Source organism: Microbacterium sp. AC215, from assembly GCF_979258645.1.
Window position 1 is genome coordinate 805006 of record NZ_OZ409869.1, and the last position, 16562, is coordinate 821567.

The 16562-nt window shown below is 66.3% G+C and carries 18 protein-coding genes; 1 reads left to right on the forward strand and 17 read right to left on the reverse strand.

The genetic code is table 11. The annotated features are described in order from the left end of the window. Positions 1–2: 2 nt before the first annotated feature. From ACZZZF_RS04215 to dapA, 14 genes are all read right to left on the reverse strand, one after another. Positions 3–479 (reverse strand): GNAT family acetyltransferase, encoded by a 477-nt coding sequence (locus ACZZZF_RS04215; protein WP_463497187.1) that lies wholly within the window; start codon positions 477–479, stop codon positions 3–5. Next, positions 472–999, reverse strand: coding sequence for a dihydrofolate reductase family protein (locus tag ACZZZF_RS04220; protein WP_056278524.1), 528 nt, complete (start codon positions 997–999; stop codon positions 472–474). Before ACZZZF_RS04220 ends, ACZZZF_RS04215 begins: the two co-directional genes overlap by 8 nt. A gap of 58 nt (positions 1000–1057) precedes the next feature. Then, on the reverse strand, positions 1058–1996 hold the full coding sequence (miaA, locus tag ACZZZF_RS04225; protein ID WP_463499911.1) for a tRNA (adenosine(37)-N6)-dimethylallyltransferase MiaA: 939 nt from the start codon (positions 1994–1996) through the stop codon (positions 1058–1060). 32 nt (positions 1997–2028) lie between these two features. Further along, positions 2029–3576: a tRNA (N6-isopentenyl adenosine(37)-C2)-methylthiotransferase MiaB gene (gene miaB, locus ACZZZF_RS04230; RefSeq protein ID WP_463497189.1), complete on the reverse strand. Its 1548-nt coding sequence runs from the start codon at positions 3574–3576 to the stop codon at positions 2029–2031. Between the two features lie 81 nt (positions 3577–3657). Continuing rightward, positions 3658–4146 carry a regulatory protein RecX gene (locus ACZZZF_RS04235; RefSeq protein WP_463497192.1) on the reverse strand — a complete coding sequence of 163 codons (489 nt, stop codon included), beginning with the start codon at positions 4144–4146 and terminating at the stop codon, positions 3658–3660. Positions 4147–4542: 396 nt separating this feature from the next. Continuing rightward, complete coding sequence (recA, locus tag ACZZZF_RS04240; RefSeq protein ID WP_053095836.1) at positions 4543–5586, reverse strand: recombinase RecA; 1044 nt, start codon at positions 5584–5586, stop codon at positions 4543–4545. A 285-nt stretch (positions 5587–5871) separates the two neighbouring features. Then, positions 5872–6096 (reverse strand): DUF3046 domain-containing protein, encoded by a 225-nt coding sequence (locus ACZZZF_RS04245; protein WP_072591153.1) that lies wholly within the window; start codon positions 6094–6096, stop codon positions 5872–5874. A 23-nt stretch (positions 6097–6119) separates the two neighbouring features. Then, positions 6120–6428 carry a helix-turn-helix domain-containing protein gene (locus ACZZZF_RS04250; protein ID WP_042541772.1) on the reverse strand — a complete coding sequence of 103 codons (309 nt, stop codon included), beginning with the start codon at positions 6426–6428 and terminating at the stop codon, positions 6120–6122. Positions 6429–6569: 141 nt separating this feature from the next. After that, positions 6570–7052, reverse strand: coding sequence for a CinA family protein (locus tag ACZZZF_RS04255; RefSeq protein ID WP_187249525.1), 483 nt, complete (start codon positions 7050–7052; stop codon positions 6570–6572). Further along, positions 7049–7624, reverse strand: coding sequence for a CDP-diacylglycerol--glycerol-3-phosphate 3-phosphatidyltransferase (gene pgsA, locus ACZZZF_RS04260; protein ID WP_053095833.1), 576 nt, complete (start codon positions 7622–7624; stop codon positions 7049–7051). The genes ACZZZF_RS04255 and pgsA overlap by 4 nt, the downstream gene beginning before the upstream one ends. Then, complete coding sequence (locus ACZZZF_RS04265; protein ID WP_056278509.1) at positions 7624–10362, reverse strand: FtsK/SpoIIIE family DNA translocase; 2739 nt, start codon at positions 10360–10362, stop codon at positions 7624–7626. The genes pgsA and ACZZZF_RS04265 overlap by 1 nt, the downstream gene beginning before the upstream one ends. A gap of 81 nt (positions 10363–10443) precedes the next feature. Further along, entirely contained in the window at positions 10444–10938 is a 495-nt protein-coding gene (locus ACZZZF_RS04270) for a GNAT family N-acetyltransferase (RefSeq protein WP_056278507.1), read from the reverse strand. 73 nt (positions 10939–11011) lie between these two features. Next, a complete protein-coding gene (locus ACZZZF_RS04275) occupies positions 11012–12688 on the reverse strand; it encodes a ribonuclease J (protein WP_053095830.1) in 1677 nt (558 codons plus the stop codon). 68 nt (positions 12689–12756) lie between these two features. Next, complete coding sequence (gene dapA, locus ACZZZF_RS04280) at positions 12757–13734, reverse strand: 4-hydroxy-tetrahydrodipicolinate synthase (protein WP_053095829.1); 978 nt, start codon at positions 13732–13734, stop codon at positions 12757–12759. Positions 13735–13846: 112 nt separating this feature from the next. Here dapA and ACZZZF_RS04285 point away from each other — a divergent pair, with 112 nt between their 5' ends. After that, positions 13847–14386 (forward strand): NUDIX domain-containing protein, encoded by a 540-nt coding sequence (locus tag ACZZZF_RS04285; RefSeq protein WP_072591150.1) that lies wholly within the window; start codon positions 13847–13849, stop codon positions 14384–14386. A gap of 60 nt (positions 14387–14446) precedes the next feature. On the opposite strand, the gene ACZZZF_RS04290 is transcribed toward ACZZZF_RS04285, so the two are convergent. From ACZZZF_RS04290 to ACZZZF_RS04300, 3 genes are read right to left on the reverse strand one after another with little or no spacing between them, the layout of a single operon-like run. Further along, positions 14447–15208 carry an SDR family NAD(P)-dependent oxidoreductase gene (locus ACZZZF_RS04290; protein WP_056278502.1) on the reverse strand — a complete coding sequence of 254 codons (762 nt, stop codon included), beginning with the start codon at positions 15206–15208 and terminating at the stop codon, positions 14447–14449. Beyond that, positions 15208–15684 carry a dihydrofolate reductase gene (locus ACZZZF_RS04295; RefSeq protein WP_053095826.1) on the reverse strand — a complete coding sequence of 159 codons (477 nt, stop codon included), beginning with the start codon at positions 15682–15684 and terminating at the stop codon, positions 15208–15210. The genes ACZZZF_RS04290 and ACZZZF_RS04295 overlap by 1 nt, the downstream gene beginning before the upstream one ends. Continuing rightward, positions 15681–16490 carry a thymidylate synthase gene (locus ACZZZF_RS04300; RefSeq protein ID WP_320488063.1) on the reverse strand — a complete coding sequence of 270 codons (810 nt, stop codon included), beginning with the start codon at positions 16488–16490 and terminating at the stop codon, positions 15681–15683. The genes ACZZZF_RS04295 and ACZZZF_RS04300 overlap by 4 nt, the downstream gene beginning before the upstream one ends. Between the last annotated feature and the right edge of the window lie 72 nt (positions 16491–16562).

A 16562-nucleotide genomic window follows, 5' to 3' on the forward strand; every position in this document is an offset into this window, starting at 1 on the left:
GGCTAGGCGTCGACGATCAGGCGTCTGCCCGTGTTCGACACGGAGAATCGTTCGTAGCCCAGGTCGTCGTAGAAACCGAGGACGCCTTCGTTCCCCTCCCTGACCATGAGCTGCACCTTCGGGCAGCCCATGGCGATGAGAAGCCGTTCGGCCTCGTGCACGAGTGCTCGCGCGATCCCCCGCTGGCGGTGCGACTTGGCGGTCGCCAGGTAGTACAGCCAGCCGCGGTGGCCGTCGTAGCCGGCCATGACCGTCCCGAGGATCGACGCTGAGCTCGATTCGGGCTCGGTGCTCTCGACGACCAGAAACAGCTCCGGCTGCACCGTGAGCTTGCGCTCGATGTCGAGCCGCGGATTGTTCCACGGGCGCGTGAGCCCGGCCTCGTCCCAGAGCGCGACAACCGCCTCGGTGTGCGCCCGGTCGAACGCCCGGACCGGCCAGCTCTCGACTGCGCGCCGAGGGGCTGACGCCTCAGCCACGGCGCACGCGGTAACGCCCGCACATGAAGTTGCGGTTGCGAGCCACCTCGAGGAGCTCGAGGTCCAGCATCCGCGGCAACAGGGGTGCCCCGGATCCGAGAGTGACCGGCGCGTACTGCACCCACACCTCATCGAGAAGACCCGCATCCGCGAACTGCCCGGCCAGGTCTCCGCCACCGACGACCCACAGATCCTTGCCGCCGGCGGCAGTGACCATCTCGGAGTGAACGGCGGTCACATCGCCCTGCGCCTTGCGGACGTCGGCGCCGACGGGAATCTCGAGCTCCCTGTGCGTGAACACCCAGGTCGGCTGCTCGTAGCCCCAGCGCCCTTCTTCGTGCTGCATGACCCAGTTGTAGGTCGATGCCCCCATGGCCAGCGCCCCGATCGTCTTCTCGAACGCCCCATAGGACATCGGTCCTTCGGCGTCGATGTCCTGCTTGAGGAGCCAATCGAGGGAGTGCTGGTCAGTCGCGATGAAACCGTCGAGGCTGCTCGCCGTGTAGAAGTGGGTGGCCATGCATCCACCTTCTCATCGGTCACCGACATCGCGCGATGGCGGTGAGGGAGATGTCGACTCAGGACTCGACGAGTGCCGTCGCGTCGACCGGGGGTTCGTGCCAGGTGAGACCCGGATACCGCTTGAACCAGGACACCTGACGTCGGGCATACCGACGCGTGAGGGCCTGCGTCTCGGCGATCGCCTCGTCTTGACTGAGCCGCCCGTCGATCTGCCCCAGAGCCTGGGAGTAGCCGATGGCACGCTGCGCAGTGACGCCATCCTCGAGCCCTTGCCGCCGGAGCCCCGCCACCTCGTCGACGAGGCCTGCACGCCACATCTGTTCGACCCGTGCGTCGAGCCGTTCGACGAGGACGCTGCGCTCGACATGGAGACCGATCAGTCGGGTGTCCGCCTGCCAGAGCGACGGCTGTTCCGGCAGAGCGGCACCGTGCGTGGCGCTGCCCTGCTCGAGCACCTCGAGGGCGCGGATCACGCGTCTCCCGTTGTGCGGGTCGACGCGCGCCGCCGTGGCGGGGTCGAGCGCTCTCAGGCGGTCGAGCATCGCCCCCGCACCCTCGTCCTCGAGCTCGCGTTCGAGCCGAGCGCGGATGACCGGATCGCGCGGCGGGAAGGCGAAGTCGAAGACGACGCTGGAGACGTAGAGTCCGGAGCCGCCGACGAGGATCGCGTCAGCACCACGGCGCTGGATATCGATGATCACGGAGCGCGCAAGAGGCTGATACCAGGCGACCGCCGCTTCCTCGTCAACCTCGCGCACGTCGAAGAGGTGGTGCGGAATACCGCGTCGGTCTGCGGCGGCGAGCTTCGCCGTGCCGATGTCCATTCCGCGGTAGAGCTGCATCGCATCGGCGTTCACGATCTCGGCCGCGTTGCCCCGCCGGCGCAGCGCCTCGGCGAGATCGAGCGAGAGATCGCTCTTGCCCGTCCCCGTCGCGCCGACGACCGCCCAGAGCCGCGGCGCATCCTGCGTGCCGCCCGGCTCCGTACCCGTCATCCCTTGGATACCGGCTTCGCCGCGAGCAGCGGTCACCTGCCGACGCGCAGCGTCGGCAGGCCGAGAGACACCGCCCGCGTGCCGTCGGGCGCCACAGGCGCCGGCACGGCGCACGATTCCGCCTGGGCGCGATCCCAGGCGTCCCCGCCGCGCGTGCGACGGATCTTGAGCGGGGAGCCCGTCGGGTCATCGGCGAGCAGGTGGAACGGAGCCGCATGGGTGATGGTCACCGAGACGACGTCACCGGGCCGGGGAACAGCCGACCCCGGGGTCACCTCGAAGTGCACGAGGCGGTTGTCTTCTCCCCGGCCGGTCAGCCTATGCGTCTCGGCGTCCTTCTTGCCCTCGCCCGTCGAGACGAGGACCTCGACCTCGCGGCCGATCTGCTTCTGGTTCTCTTCGAGCGAGATGCGCTCCTGCAGCGCGATGAGCCGGTTGTAGCGTTCCTGCACGACGGCCTTCGGAACCTGGTCTTCCATGGTCGCCGCCGGTGTGCCCTCGCGGATCGAGTACTGGAAGGTGAAGGCGCTCGAGAAGCGGGCCTGTTCGACCACCCGCATCGTGTCCTCGAAGTCCGCCTCGGTCTCACCGGGGAACCCGACGATGATGTCGGTGGTGATCGCGGCATGCGGAATGCGATCACGGACGCGGTCGAGGATTCCGAGGAACCTCTCACTGCGATAAGAACGACGCATGGACTTGAGGATGCGATCGCTGCCGGACTGCAGCGGCATGTGAAGCTGCGGCATCACAGTGGGAGTCTCAGCCATCGCGTCGATCACGTCGTCGGTGAACGCAGCCGGGTGAGGACTCGTGAAGCGAATGCGCTCGAGTCCGTCGATCTCGCCCGCCGCGCGCAGGAGCTTGCCGAATGCCTGGCGATCGCCGAACTCCACGCCGTAGGAGTTGACGTTCTGTCCGAGCAGGGTGACCTCGATGGCACCGTCCTCCACGAGGAGGCGGATCTCGTTCAGGATGTCACCCGGACGGCGGTCCTTCTCCTTGCCGCGAAGACTCGGAACGATGCAGAAGGTGCACGTGTTGTTGCATCCGACCGAGATGGACACCCACCCGCTGTGCGCAGAGTCACGCTTGGTCGGGAGCGTCGAGGGAAACACCTCGAGCGACTCGAGGATCTCCAGCTCGGCGTCACCGTTGTGTCGCGCTCTCTCGAGAAGGCCGGGAAGCGACCCCATGTTGTGCGTGCCGAAGACCACATCGACCCATGGGGCCTTGTCGAGAACGGCTTGCTTGTCCATCTGGGCGAGACAGCCCCCGACGGCGATCTGCATGCCGTCCTTGCGGCGCTTCACCGAAGCGAGCTGACCGAGGGTCCCGTAGAGCTTGCCCGCGGCATTGTCGCGAACTGCGCACGTGTTGATGATCACGACATCGGCCTCGGCGCCGTCCGTGGCTCGGACGTATCCCGCACTTTCGAGCGAGCCCGAGAGACGTTCGGAATCGTGGACGTTCATCTGGCAGCCGAAGGTGCGGACCTCGTACGAACGCTGGCGCCCGTTACGGTCGATTGCGGCTGACGACGACGCGATGATCGTCGGTTCACTGCGCGGGATAGTCATGATCTCCCCATTGTACGAGCGGTTCCCTCTCGCTGCCGCTGACCGGGCCGGCTACCGGGCAGGTGCGCGCCCCCCGCCGCCTCAGTCCGAATCGACGAATCGGACCCGCGACGAGGAAGAGCCGGAAGAACCCTCGGCGAGGGCCGTCTTCGCAGCCGTCATCGCGACAGAACCGTTGTACCCGCGACGTGATAGCTGACCGACGAGGCGTCTCAGAGCAGTATCCGGGTCAAGGCGGGACATCGATCGTGCTTTCGAGCGAGCGTACTCGAGTGCGCGCTCCGCGTCGTCGTCGGGAACATCGCCCAATGCCGCGTCGATCACATCGCGGGGAATCCCCCGCTGCGAGAGCACCCGCGAAAGAGCGACCCGCCCCTGTCCTTTTCGCTCGATTCCCGACATCACGAGCTGATCGGCGAGAACCGCGTCATCGAGGTAGCCGCGGCGACAGAAGTCGTCGATCACGTCGTCGATCGACCCGGAGTCGAGCCGGACGCCGTTCTCTTCGTAGCCCCTGAGCACCATCCGCGCCTCGGACAACGAGAGCGATCGAGCCCTCAGCTTGCGCACGAGAAGCTCCTCGGCGTCGACGCGCAGCTTCGACGGATCGACGCCGCTCTCATCTGCTGAGTCGTCGTCGTGTGGTTGCAGTGCACGCAATCGGGGTGCAGACCGAGCCGCAGCGCCTCGAGCAGGATGCCGTTCGCTGGGCCCACGAGAGTCGACGAGTGGAGCTGGAGCCGAGTCGCCGGTGGAGGCGACTCCCACCGCCGTCGATTCCACGAGGCCTGCGTCTTCCGCGGCGCGGGGGGTGACTGCATCGGACCCGCCAGTACTTCGATCGACCGGCGTCATCCGCGCGGAATCGCGGCCGAACAGAGGGATGATGGGGGCGAGCTCCTGAGGCTCGCCCCCGCCATCACTCATGGTTCACTCCGGTTGCGCCACAACCGCGAACCATCACGATCATGCCGGGCGGCGCTCGGCGAGCTCGTCAGCAGGTGCCTCGGTGGCTCCTCCGATGCCGAGCTTCTGCTTGATCTGGGTCTCGATCGCCAGCGCGATGTCGGGGTTCTTGAGCAGGAACGTTCGCGCGTTCTCCTTGCCCTGTCCCAGCTGGTCACCGTCATAGGTGTACCAGGACCCGGACTTCTTGACGATGCCGTGCTCCACACCGAAGTCGATCAGGCTGCCCTCACGGGAGATGCCGACGCCGTAGAGGATGTCGAACTCAGCCTGCTTGAACGGCGGAGCCATCTTGTTCTTCACGACCTTGACCCTCGTACGGTTTCCGACTGCGTCGGTGCCGTCCTTCAGAGTCTCGATTCGGCGGATGTCCATTCGGACGGACGCGTAGAACTTCAGCGCCTTTCCACCCGCGGTGGTCTCCGGCGAGCCGAAGAAGACACCGATCTTCTCTCGCAGCTGGTTGATGAAGATCATCGTGGTGTTCGTCTGGTTGAGCCCACCGGTGAGCTTTCGCAGCGCCTGAGACATCAGACGAGCCTGCAGACCCACGTGGGAGTCACCCATCTCGCCCTCGATCTCGGCTCGAGGCACGAGCGCGGCCACGGAGTCGATGACGATCAGGTCGATCGCCCCGGAGCGGACGAGCATGTCCGCGATCTCGAGCGCCTGCTCACCCGTGTCGGGCTGCGAGACGAGAAGGGCGTCGATGTCGACACCGAGCTTCGCGGCGTAGTCAGGGTCGAGCGCGTGCTCGGCGTCGATGAAGGCAGCGATTCCGCCGGCGCGCTGAGCGTTGGCGATCGCGTGGAGGGTGAGCGTCGTCTTACCCGACGACTCAGGACCGTAGATCTCGACGATTCGTCCACGCGGCAGTCCTCCGACGCCGAGGGCGACATCGAGAGCGATGGAACCGGTCGGAATGACGGCGACAGGCGCACGCTCGTCGCTGCCCAGTCTCATGACCGAGCCCTTTCCGAACTGACGATCGATCTGGGCGAGGGCGGTCTCGAGGGACTTCTCGCGGTCAGCGGGTGATGGCATGACGTGCTCCTTATGCTCGCGTGGTGCCGCCTGTAGGCTGTCGCGGTCCTCCCGGCTGGGCGGAACTCTCCGACAAGGCGTATGGCTCTTCGGCTTGTTCTTCACCGTAGGAGGAGCCTCCGACATTGCGTCGTCAGCACCGCGAAACAGGGAGAGAAACGTCTCTGAACCACTTGTGCAGAAGACTACGCCCGTTTCGAACACATATTCGACGACACGCCGTCGCGGCGTGTCGCAAATCGAAACCGCCTCGAACGCGGCCCTCGCCGCGAACGCCTCAGAGGGTCATCGCTTGCGCGGCTCCAGACGACCTGCACCGTGTCGCCGCTCCACGGGGACATCCGTCTCGGCGCACAGCGCCAGCCAGATCTCGCGCGGTGCGACGCCAGCGTCCAGCGCTTCGTCGGCAGTGCGCCCGGCGAGCTGAGTCAGAACGAGGTCGCTGATCAGAGATGACCCGCGACCGCCGAATTCCGCATCGACTGCGCGGAGGAACTCACTACGTCGCATCAGAGGCTATGAGAGTCCGACGTTCAGTGGAGCGACAGCTCGGGCTCGACAGAAGCCACGAGGTCGTCCGGAACGACATCAGGGAAGACCTGAATGCCTTCGAGGACCGAGATCCGGTCGCCGACCTCTCGCATGATGATCGAGATGGGAACATCCAGAGCGTCAGCCACCGAGGCGAGAATCTCACTCGATGCTTCCTTCTGGCCCCGCTCGACCTCGCTGAGATAGCCCAGCGCCACAGAAGCCTTGCTTGCAACCTGCCGGAGCGTCCGCCCCTTCTGCAGGCGGAAGTCCCTCAGCACATCGCCGATTTCCTGTCGTACAAGAATCATCGGAACCTCCTCCCAGATCGCCTTCTCGAGGTCTCCCTCGAAGAGACCGCCAGTCTAGTCCTACCGACCTTCACAAAATCTACCTTCGCACGCTGTGCTTTCGGTGTGAGCACATAGGACATAACGGAGCGCACCCATCCCCTATTCCCGCAGAACCCGAGCGAGCATATCGATCGCCGCGTCGACCGCCCGCGCCCGCACCTCTGCACGATCACCGGCGAATCGAAACAACTCGGTGACCGAGGAATCCGGCGTCACCACGGCCACATGCACCGTGCCGACCGGCTGACCGTCAGGTGAGTCCGGCCCCGCGATACCCGTGGTCGAGACGCCGACGTCGGCAGGGGCCCCGTCGACGTTCAACGCACCGCGCACCCCCGCCGCCATCTGGAGAGCGACGTCGGGGTGGACAGGACCGTGCGCGTCGAGCAACGCGTCGTCGACGCCCAGCAGCGTGTGCTTCACCGGGGTGGCATACGCGACGATCGCTCCGCGCAGGGAGGCGGACGCCCCCGGCACGGAGACGAACTCGGCCGCGAGAGCACCGCCCGTCAACGACTCCGCGACACCGAGCGTCCAGCCACGCTCGACCAGCGCGGCGAGGACGGCCGACGCAGATGTCACGAGGGCTGCCGCGCGCCTCGCACCTGCGCGACGATGTAGTCGATTCCGCTCGCCACGGTCAGGATCAGCACGAGCACCATCAGGATCGCGGTCACGAGCAGCCACGGCTCCAGCCCGATCACGACGTGCAACGGAAGCAGCGCCCAGGACAAGGCCACCGCCTGCACTGCCGTCTTGATCTTGCCCATCCAGGCCGCAGCCACGACGTGCTCCTTCGCCACCATGAGACGGTGGATCGTGATGCCCCACTCCCGAATGAGGATGATAATCACCAGCCACCAGTTCAGCTCGCCGAGTATCGCGAGACCGATGAAACCGGCGCCGGTGAGCAGCTTGTCGGCGATCGGGTCCCAGAGCTTTCCGAAGTCGCTGACGATCTCGTAGCGGCGGGCCAGATAGCCATCGACCCAATCGGTCGAGATCGCGACGATGAAGAGAACGGCGGCGATCCAGCGGACAGCGATGTCGTCGAGTCCGAACGTGCCACCGATCAGCAGGAGGACGAAGAAGATCACCGCGAGCGGTATGCGCGCGACCGTGATCGCGTTGGGAAGCTGCCGTGGAATGGCCATCAGTCGCGTCCCGTCAGTCCCCAGGCGTCTTCGTCGCCATCGTCTTCAGCCTCGACCACCGGAAGTCCCTGGAACTGCGCCTCGACCGGGTCGTGCGGCGTTCCGGCAGCAGTCGCGGCCGAGGAGGGGGCAGGCGGCTTCGGCGGGGTGTCGTCGCCTCGCAGCTTCGCCATGACCTGGGGCAGCTGTTCGGCCGTCGCCAGCACATCGCGCGCCTTGGATCCTTCTGACGGGCCGACGATCTCTCGCGACTCGAGGAGGTCCATCAGGCGACCGGCCTTCGCGAACCCGACGCGGAGCTTGCGCTGCAGCATCGACGTTGACCCGAACTGCGACGACACGATGAGTTCGGCCGCGGCGAGAAGAAGCTCGAGATCGTCGCCGATGTCCTCGTCGACCTCCTTCTTCTTCGTGGGCTCCAGCGCTTCCTGGACGTCGGCGCGGTAGTCCGGACGGGCCTGACGCGTCACGTGCTTGACGACCGCGTCGATCTCCTTCTCATCGACCCACGCACCCTGCAATCGGAACGGCTTGGACGACCCCATGGGCGAGAACAGCGCATCGCCCTGTCCGATCAGCTTGTCGGCGCCGGGGCTGTCGAGGATCACGCGGCTGTCTGTGACGCTCGTGACGGCGAACGCGAGGCGTGAGGGGACATTCGCCTTGATCAGACCGGTCACGACATCGACGCTGGGTCGCTGCGTCGCGAGCACGAGGTGGATACCGGACGCGCGTGCGAGCTGGGTGATGCGGACGATCGAGTCCTCGACGTCGCGCGGGGCGACCATCATCAGGTCCGCCAGCTCGTCGACGACGACGAGGAGGTACGGGTAGGGCTTGAGCACGCGTTCGCTTCCCACGGGAAGCTCCACCTCGCCGGCGCGGACGGCACGGTTGAAGTCGTCGATGTGACGGAACCCGAACGACGCGAGGTCGTCGTACCGCATGTCCATCTCCTTCACGACCCACTGCAGCGCTTCCGCCGCCTTCTTGGGGTTCGTGATGATGGGTGTGATCAGGTGCGGCACCCCGGCGTAGCTCGTCAGCTCCACGCGCTTGGGGTCGATCAGGACCATCCGCACATCCGTGGGTCGGGCGCGCATGAGCAGACTCGTGATCATCGAGTTGACGAAGCTCGACTTTCCGGAGCCGGTGGAACCGGCGACAAGCAGGTGAGGCATCTTCGCGAGGTTGGCGATGACGATGTTCCCACCGACGTCCTTTCCGACGCCGATCGTCATCGGGTGGGTGCTCTTGTGCGCTGCCGGAGACCTGAGCACATCGCCGAGCGCGACCATCTCCTTGTCGGCGTTCGGGATCTCGATTCCGATCGCGCTCTTTCCGGGTATCGGCGAGAGGATCCGCACATCGTTCGATGCGACCGCATACGCGAAGTTGTTGCTCAGCTGGAGGATCTTCTCGACCTTGACGCCGTGCCCCACCTCGACCTCGTACTGGGTGACCGTGGGGCCACGCGAGAAACCAGTGACCTTCGCGTCGACCTTGAACTGTGTCAGCACGCTCGTGATCTGCTCGATCACCTTGTCGGTCGCCTCGGAGCGCGCGACCGGTGGAGGCCCTTCGACCAGAAGACCTGGCGACGGCAGCACGTACGGGGCGACGGGGGCCTGGGGGCCTCGCTCCCCCGGCCCGGCCGTGCCGAAGCCGTCGAGACCCGGAAGCTCCGGCATCTCTCCGGTGTCGGACTCGTCGTCTAGCAGTGCGGTGGTCTGCTGCCCTGCCAGGGATTCCGTCACGGACCGCACGTCCGTCAGCACCTCGGTCGCCGCGTCATACGGATCTTCCACGACGACGGCCTGATCGTAAGCCGGAGTCGGCTCGGAGGTCGTCAGCAGCGCGGTGATGTCGTCGGAGCCCAGCGTCCCCTCGTCGGGGTCTTCCTCACGGCCGGTCTTGTTCCGCCGCCACCAGGGAAGGACGTCGGGGTCGTCGACCTTGTCGGACTCGTCGATCGCCGCGGCTTCCTTCGCAGGCTTCTCGGTGCGCTCAGCGTCGAACATCCACGCGTAGAGGTCGCCCAGGCGCTGCCCGATACGGTTCGGCGGAGTCTTGGTCAGGATCAGGATGCTGAGTCCCGCCAGCAGGGCCAGGACGATATAGGCACCCACCGGAGTGAGATACGAGAGCGGCTCACCGATCATCCAGCCGAAGAGACCGCCCGCTTCGCTGAGCGCAGGCATGCCGTCCCGGGGCTGCGCACGAACGAGCAGTCCGGCGGAGTCGACTCGACCCGCTGCGATGTGGCAGAAGCCTGCCAGGGTGAGCACGAAGAGTCCGAAGCCGATGCCGATGCGCCCGTTGTCGTGGACGGACGAGGGATGGCGGAACAGCCACCCTGCCAGCAGCAGCAGCAGCACGGGCATGACGAAAGCCACACGCCCGACCAGAAGCCCCACCGAGTAGGCGCTGATGTTCGACGCGACCTCGTTGCCGATGAAGAACCATTCGTTGACCGCTCCGGCGATCGCCAGAAGCACCAGCAGGAAGGGGAATCCGTCGCGCCGGTCATCCTTTTCGAGCGTCTCCGGGCCGAATGCCCGGAACAGACCACCGACGCCGTGGGCGAGCCCGTTCCACGCTCGTACCGCCACCGGAGGCTTGTCGATCTCGTCGATGTACTTCTTCGGCGCAGCCTGGGCCTTCGGCGCAGCCTGCCGCTTCGGGCGAGGCGTGGCGCTCTCGGACGCGCGCGCGGACTTCGTGGTACTCCTGGCCATGCTCTCACGTTACGGCCAGAGGCCGACATTCACCCGTAATGACGCGGCATTCCGGCCGGTTCCCGGGCCCGCGAAGGGAGATCAGGACGTGCGATGCACCATCGTGTCACGGAGATCCCCCGCGTCGGTGACCACGAAGCCCTCCGACCGATACAGGGCGTGCGCGAAGTTGTCCCGTTCGACGCTGAGGCTGATCCGAGGGTGCCCCTGCTCGCGCGCGTGGGTGACGAGGCGTCGAAGCAGGGTCCGTCCGACTCCGTGCGCCCGCCAGATCGGCTGCACTCCGATGATGAGCTCGGGCACCGCGGTTCCGACGAAACCGAAGCCTGCGTCGTCCGGCGCGAGCATCCGATACCACGCCGCACCGATGGGTCGCAGATCGGAGTCGAGCGCAATGAAACCGGCATCCGCCGGCCGCATCCACCCCGCGATGTAGCGCCGGTGCTCGACGGCGCTGAGAATCTCATGCCGAGCGCGTGCCCCGCCGGAGCGCCAGTTCGCCGCCTCGACGACCATGTCGCCGAGGAAGCTCCCGTCCGCCTGGTCGGCGGGTCGAATCGAGAAGACGTCCGGCATGGAGTGAGCCTAGGCCGTTCGCGTTACAGCCGAGTGTCGGTCGACTGGGAACCCGCGAACCACCGGGCTCCGATCACGCTTCGATGACCAGCGGGACGATCATCGGACGACGACGGAGCTTCTGGTTGACCCAGCGCCCGATGGTCCGACGGATGACCTGCGAGAGCGCATGCGTGTCGCGCACGCCGTTGCCGGAGGCCTCCTTGAGGGCGGCGATGATCTTCGGGGTGACGTCATCGAAGACGGAATCGTCTTCGGCGATGCCACGCGCGTGGATTTCCGGACCGGAGATGATGCGACCGGTGGCGGCATCGACCACGACGATCACGGAGACGAAGCCCTCTTCAGCCAGGATCCGACGATCCTTGAGGTCTGCGTCCGTGATCGCGCCGACGGTCGAGCCGTCGACGTACACGAAACCGAGATCGAGCTGGCCGACCACTCGGGCGTCGCCGCCCTTCAGGTCGATGACCGTGCCGTTCGAGGCGATGATCGTGCGCTCGGCCTCGATGCCCGTGTCCTGCGCCAGCTTGGCGTTGGCGATCAGATGGCGGTACTCGCCGTGCACCGGCAGCACGTTCTTGGGTCGCAGGATGTTGTAGCAGTAGATGAGCTCACCCGCTGCAGCATGGCCCGAGACGTGCACCTTGGCGTTCGCCTTGTGCACCACGTTCGCGCCGAGCTTGGTCAGACCGTCGATCACGCGGTACACGGCATTCTCGTTGCCGGGGATGAGGCTCGAGGCCAGGATGACGGTGTCACCCGGTCCGGGCTCGATCGCATGGTCGAGGTTGGCCATGCGACTCAGAACGGCCATGGGCTCGCCCTGCGAGCCGGTGGACATGTAGACGATCTTGTCGTCCGGAAGGTCGCGGGCCTTCTTGTAGTCGATGAGAAGACCGCTCGGCACCTTCAGGTATCCGAGGTCCTCGGCGATCGTCATGTTGCGCAGCATGCTGCGTCCGAGCAGCGCGACCCGTCGGCCGTGCGCATGCGCGGCGTCGAGAACCTGCTGCACGCGGTGCACGTGACTCGAGAAGCTCGCGACGATGACCCGGCGAGGCGCCTTGCCGATGACCTGATCGAGCACGGGGCCGATCGAGCGCTCCGTGGGAGTGAACCCGGGCACGTCGGCGTTCGTCGAGTCGACGAGGAACAGGTCGACCCCTTCCTCGCCGAGGCGGGCGAACGCGCGGAGGTCGGTGATGCGTCCGTCGAGCGGAAGCTGGTCCATCTTGAAGTCGCCGGTCGCCAGCACGAGGCCCGCGGGAGTGCGGATCGCCACGGCGAGTGCGTCCGGGATCGAGTGGTTGACCGCGACGAACTCGAGGTCGAACGGTCCGACCTGCTCCCGCTGGCCCTCCTTCACCGTGAGGGTGTAGGCCTTGATGCGGTGCTCCTTGAGCTTCGCCTCGACCAGCGCGAGCGTGAGGCCCGATCCGATCACGGGGATGTCGCTCTTCAGGCGCAGCAGGTAGGGAACGGCACCGATGTGGTCCTCGTGCCCGTGGGTGAGGACGACTCCGACGATGTCGTCGAGGCGGCTCTTGATCGGCTCGAAGTCCGGCAGGATCAGGTCGACTCCGGGCTGGTGCTCCTCCGGGAAGAGCACTCCGCAGTCGACGATCAGGATCTTGCCGTCGAACTCGAAGATGGTCATGTTGCGACCGATCTCACCGAGTCCGCCGAGCGGAGTGACCCGCAGCGTCCCCTCGTCGAGAGCTGCGGGTTCTGCGAGCGGGATGGACATGCTGTCTCCTCAGTCGGACACTCCACGCGTCCGTTCGTTCATGGTGACGCGCCTCGGCGCGTGCGTTCTCAGCGGGTCGTGCCGTGCACCTTCGGCAGGGCGCCGCCCGCGGCCGCGTTGCGGTCGGGGCGGAAGTTGGAGAAGTCTGCTCCCGGAACGTCCCTCACGAGATCGAGCTCGTCCTCGATGAGCGCGGCCTCCCACTCTTCAGGACCCACCAGGGGCAGACGCACGCGGGGGCTGGAGATCCGGCCCAGGCCGTGCAGGATGTACTTCGCGGCGACGGTTCCCGGGACATGCGTCATGACCGCGCGCACGAGCGGCTCGAGCCTCTTGTGCTCTGCCGTGGCCGTCGTCAGGTCGCCTCGGTTGACGGCGTCGATGATAGTGCGGTACGGAGCCGCCGCGACGTTGGCGGTCACGCCGATCAGGCCGGTCGCGCCGATGGCGAGATGTGGCAGAACATTCGCGTCGTCTCCCGAGAAGTACATGAGGTCGGTCTGGTTCAGGACGCGGCTCACCTCGGAGAAGTCGCCCTTGGCGTCCTTCACGGCGAGGATGTTCGGGTGCTTGGCGAGGCGCAGGATGGTCTCGTACTTGATCGGCACGCCGGTGCGACCGGGGATGTCGTAGAGGATCACCGGCAGGTCCGTGGCGTCGGCCACCAGGCGGAAATGCGTGAGGATCCCGGCCTGGGTCGGCTTGTTGTAGTACGGCGTGACGATCATGATGGCGTCTGCGCCGGCCTTCTCGCTCGCCTTGTAGAGCTCGATCGCGTGCGCGGTCTCGTTGGATCCACCGCCGGTGATGATCTTGGCGCGTCCGGCCGAGACCGACTTTCCGACCTCGACGAGCTTGAGCTTCTCAGGGTCCGTCAGGGTCGAGGTCTCGCCGGTCGTTCCCGTCACGACGATTCCGTCAGCACCGGCGGTGATGACGTCATCGATGTGCTTCTCGACGGCGGGCCAATCGACTTCGCCGTCGGCCGTCATCGGAGTGACGAGCGCGACGAGAACCTGTCCGAAGGGGTTGCCCGAGTGCGTCATGCCCCCAGCGTATCGGTTCGAATGCCGCTCACCCAGACGAGGGACGGCGGATGACATCTCCCCGGACGATCGCGACCATCATCTTGATTGGGATCCACATAGGCTCGACTCCATGGCATGGGTCACACGCGAATCGTCGACGGTGTACGAGAACCGGTGGATCGAGGTTCGGGAGGACCAGGTCACGGGGCCCGGGGGCGATGGCATCTACGGCGTGGTGACCATGCGGCATCCGGCAGTCTTCGTCGTCGCACTCGATGACGAGGACCGCGTCTGCCTCATCACTCTCGAGCGCTACACGACCGGAGTCTCGATCGAGATTCCTGCCGGAGGAAGCGACGGCGAAGAACCGCTCGCGGCAGCGCAGCGCGAGCTGCTCGAGGAGACGGGCTTCGTCGCCGAGGACTGGACGGAACTCGGAACGATGAACGCCCTGAACGGGATCGCCCACGCCCCCGAGCACGTGTTCCTCGCTCGGGGACTGACTCCGTCCGACGACTCCACTCGCACGCAGGCGGAGGAGGGCATCGACGCCGTCACCTGGGTACCGTTCTCCGACGTCCTCGGCATGATCTCCGATGGCCGCATCACCGATGGAGAGACCGTGGCGGCGATCGGATACGCCGGTATCCGTCTGGGCAGATTCCGCTGATCTCCTAGCGCCCTCATTCGCGCACGGCGCGCCCGCAGCGGGACGCGGTCGACGTTCAGATCAGACGCGGCCGCGACGTGCGACGCCGGAGGTCAGCGCGCTCGGAAGCAGGGACGCGACAGCGACGATCGCCTTGTAACGCAGCGACGGGATCGAGACGGCCCTTCCGCGCGCCGCGTCACGGAGCGCCTCGCGGACCACATTCCGGGCGTCGAGCCACATGAAGCCGGGAACGCCCTCGTGCCCCGGTTCGAGTCCCATCCGCTCGTGGAAGGTCGTGTGCGTGAAACCCGGGCAGACGGCGGTGACCGTCACTCCGTCGGGTGCGTACTCGACATTCGCCCAGCGGCTGAATCCGATCAACCAGCTCTTGCACGCGGAATACGTGGAGCGCGAGATGAACCCTGCGACGGACGCGACGTTGATGATCCGGCCCCCACGGCCGCGCATCGTCTGAAGCGCCGCGTGCATGAGCCGCATCGACGCCTCGACGTGAACGCGCAGATGGCGCACCTCGTCGTCGATGTCGTTGTCGGCGAACTGCAGCGGGAGGCCGAAGCCTGCGTTGTTGATGAGAAGGTCGACCGGATCGGAGGCATCACGGAGACGGTCGGCCACGCGCTCGACATCCTCGTCGATCGACAGGTCGGCGGGAAGCACCTCGACCGCGACACCGTGCTCGCTGCGCAACTCGGCCGCCACGACCTCGAGATCGCCGGCGGAACGTGCGACGAGGATCAGATCGGCTCGGCGCCGGGCCAACTGGCGCGCGAACTCTGCGCCGAGGCCGGCGCTCGCTCCGGTGATCAGTGCGGTGGGCATCAGCGCTCGTATCCCAGGAAGCGGAACCGGATGCCGGAGCGCGACGTCTGCCACTCCCCCTCGTTCACGAGCCGCCACCCGGCTTTGGACGGCGCATACGCGTCGCCGGAGACCTCGATGTCGAGCTCGGTGACTTCGAGGCGGTCGGCGTCGGCGATCACCAGGCGGAAGATCTCGGCGCCGCCGATGATCCATACCTTCTCGTGGCCGCGCACCGCGTCCGTGACGGTCGCGGCACGACGGGCGCCGTCCGCGGACCAGTCCTGCTGGCGGGTGATGACGATGTTCTCTCGCCCTGGAAGCGGGCGGAAGCGCTCAGGGAGCGAGTCCCACGTCTTGCGACCCATGATCACGGGAGCGCCGAGGGTGACTTCCTTGAAGTGAGCGAGATCCTCGGGGACGTTCCAGGGCATGCCGCCCTCTGCTCCGATGACGCCGCCGTGCGCCTCGGCCCAGATCAGCCCGACCCAGGTCATACCGCGACCGCCGCCCTGATCGGAGCGTGGTGCTGGTAATCCTCGACGACGAAGTCCTCGTAGTCGTAGTCGAGGATCGACTCGGGCTTCCGGGCGAACCTCAGCGTCGGGTATGGATACGGTTCGCGCGTGAGCTGTTCATTCACCTGGTCGAGGTGATTGTCGTAGATGTGGCAGTCACCCCCGGTCCAGACGAAGTCACCCGGCTCGAGTCCCACCTGCTGGGCGACCATCAACGTCAGCAGGGCGTAGGACGCGATGTTGAACGGGACGCCGAGGAACAGGTCGGCGCTGCGCTGATAGAGCTGGCAGGAGAGCTTGCCGTCCGCCACGTAGAACTGGAACAGGGCGTGACAGGGAGCAAGCGCCATGTCGGGGATGTCCGCCGGGTTCCAGGCAGACACGATGAGTCGCCGGGAGTCGGGCGTCTGCCGGATCTGCTCGATCACCTGAGCGAGCTGATCGATGCTCTCACCCTCCGGCGTCGGCCAGCTGCGCCACTGCACTCCGTAGACCGGACCCAGATCGCCGTCGGCATCCGCCCATTCGTCCCAGATGGTGACGCCATGCTCCTGCAGCCACTTCACATTCGAGTCGCCCCTGAGGAACCAGAGGAGCTCGTAGGCGATCGACTTGAAGTGCACCCGCTTCGTGGTGATGAGCGGGAAGCCCTCGGAGAGATCGAAGCGGATCTGCCGCCCGAAGACGCTGGTGGTGCCGGTTCCTGTTCGATCGGACTTGTGAGTGCCGGACTCCAGCACGTCTCGGAGAAGGTCTTCGTACGGCGTCGGGACGGCTGCGCTCATGTGTGCCAGACTACCCGCCCTGGGGGCTGTCGAGTCGGATCGTCACGATGCGACATATCGGCCCGGGCGGTG

Excerpts from the sequence above, each read along its gene's own strand:
- ACZZZF_RS04300 (WP_320488063.1), bottom strand. The coding sequence starts at position 16,490 with ATGAGCGCAGCCGTCCCGACGCCGTACGAAGACCTTCTCCGAGACGTG.
- ACZZZF_RS04270 (WP_056278507.1), bottom strand. The coding sequence starts at position 10,938 with ATGCCGGACGTCTTCTCGATTCGACCCGCCGACCAGGCGGACGGGAGC.
- miaA (WP_463499911.1), bottom strand. The coding sequence starts at position 1,996 with ATGACGGGTACGGAGCCGGGCGGCACGCAGGATGCGCCGCGGCTCTGG.
- ACZZZF_RS04265 (WP_056278509.1), bottom strand. The coding sequence starts at position 10,362 with ATGGCCAGGAGTACCACGAAGTCCGCGCGCGCGTCCGAGAGCGCCACG.
- ACZZZF_RS04220 (WP_056278524.1), bottom strand. The coding sequence starts at position 999 with ATGGCCACCCACTTCTACACGGCGAGCAGCCTCGACGGTTTCATCGCG.
- dapA (WP_053095829.1), bottom strand. The coding sequence starts at position 13,734 with ATGACGCACTCGGGCAACCCCTTCGGACAGGTTCTCGTCGCGCTCGTC.
- miaB (WP_463497189.1), bottom strand. The coding sequence starts at position 3,576 with ATGACTATCCCGCGCAGTGAACCGACGATCATCGCGTCGTCGTCAGCC.
- recA (WP_053095836.1), bottom strand. The coding sequence starts at position 5,586 with ATGCCATCACCCGCTGACCGCGAGAAGTCCCTCGAGACCGCCCTCGCC.
- ACZZZF_RS04245 (WP_072591153.1), bottom strand. The coding sequence starts at position 6,096 with ATGCGACGTAGTGAGTTCCTCCGCGCAGTCGATGCGGAATTCGGCGGT.
- ACZZZF_RS04285 (WP_072591150.1), top strand. The coding sequence starts at position 13,847 with ATGGCATGGGTCACACGCGAATCGTCGACGGTGTACGAGAACCGGTGG.
- ACZZZF_RS04290 (WP_056278502.1), bottom strand. The coding sequence starts at position 15,208 with ATGCCCACCGCACTGATCACCGGAGCGAGCGCCGGCCTCGGCGCAGAG.
- ACZZZF_RS04295 (WP_053095826.1), bottom strand. The coding sequence starts at position 15,684 with ATGACCTGGGTCGGGCTGATCTGGGCCGAGGCGCACGGCGGCGTCATC.
- ACZZZF_RS04250 (WP_042541772.1), bottom strand. The coding sequence starts at position 6,428 with ATGATTCTTGTACGACAGGAAATCGGCGATGTGCTGAGGGACTTCCGC.
- pgsA (WP_053095833.1), bottom strand. The coding sequence starts at position 7,624 with ATGGCCATTCCACGGCAGCTTCCCAACGCGATCACGGTCGCGCGCATA.
- ACZZZF_RS04275 (WP_053095830.1), bottom strand. The coding sequence starts at position 12,688 with ATGTCCATCCCGCTCGCAGAACCCGCAGCTCTCGACGAGGGGACGCTG.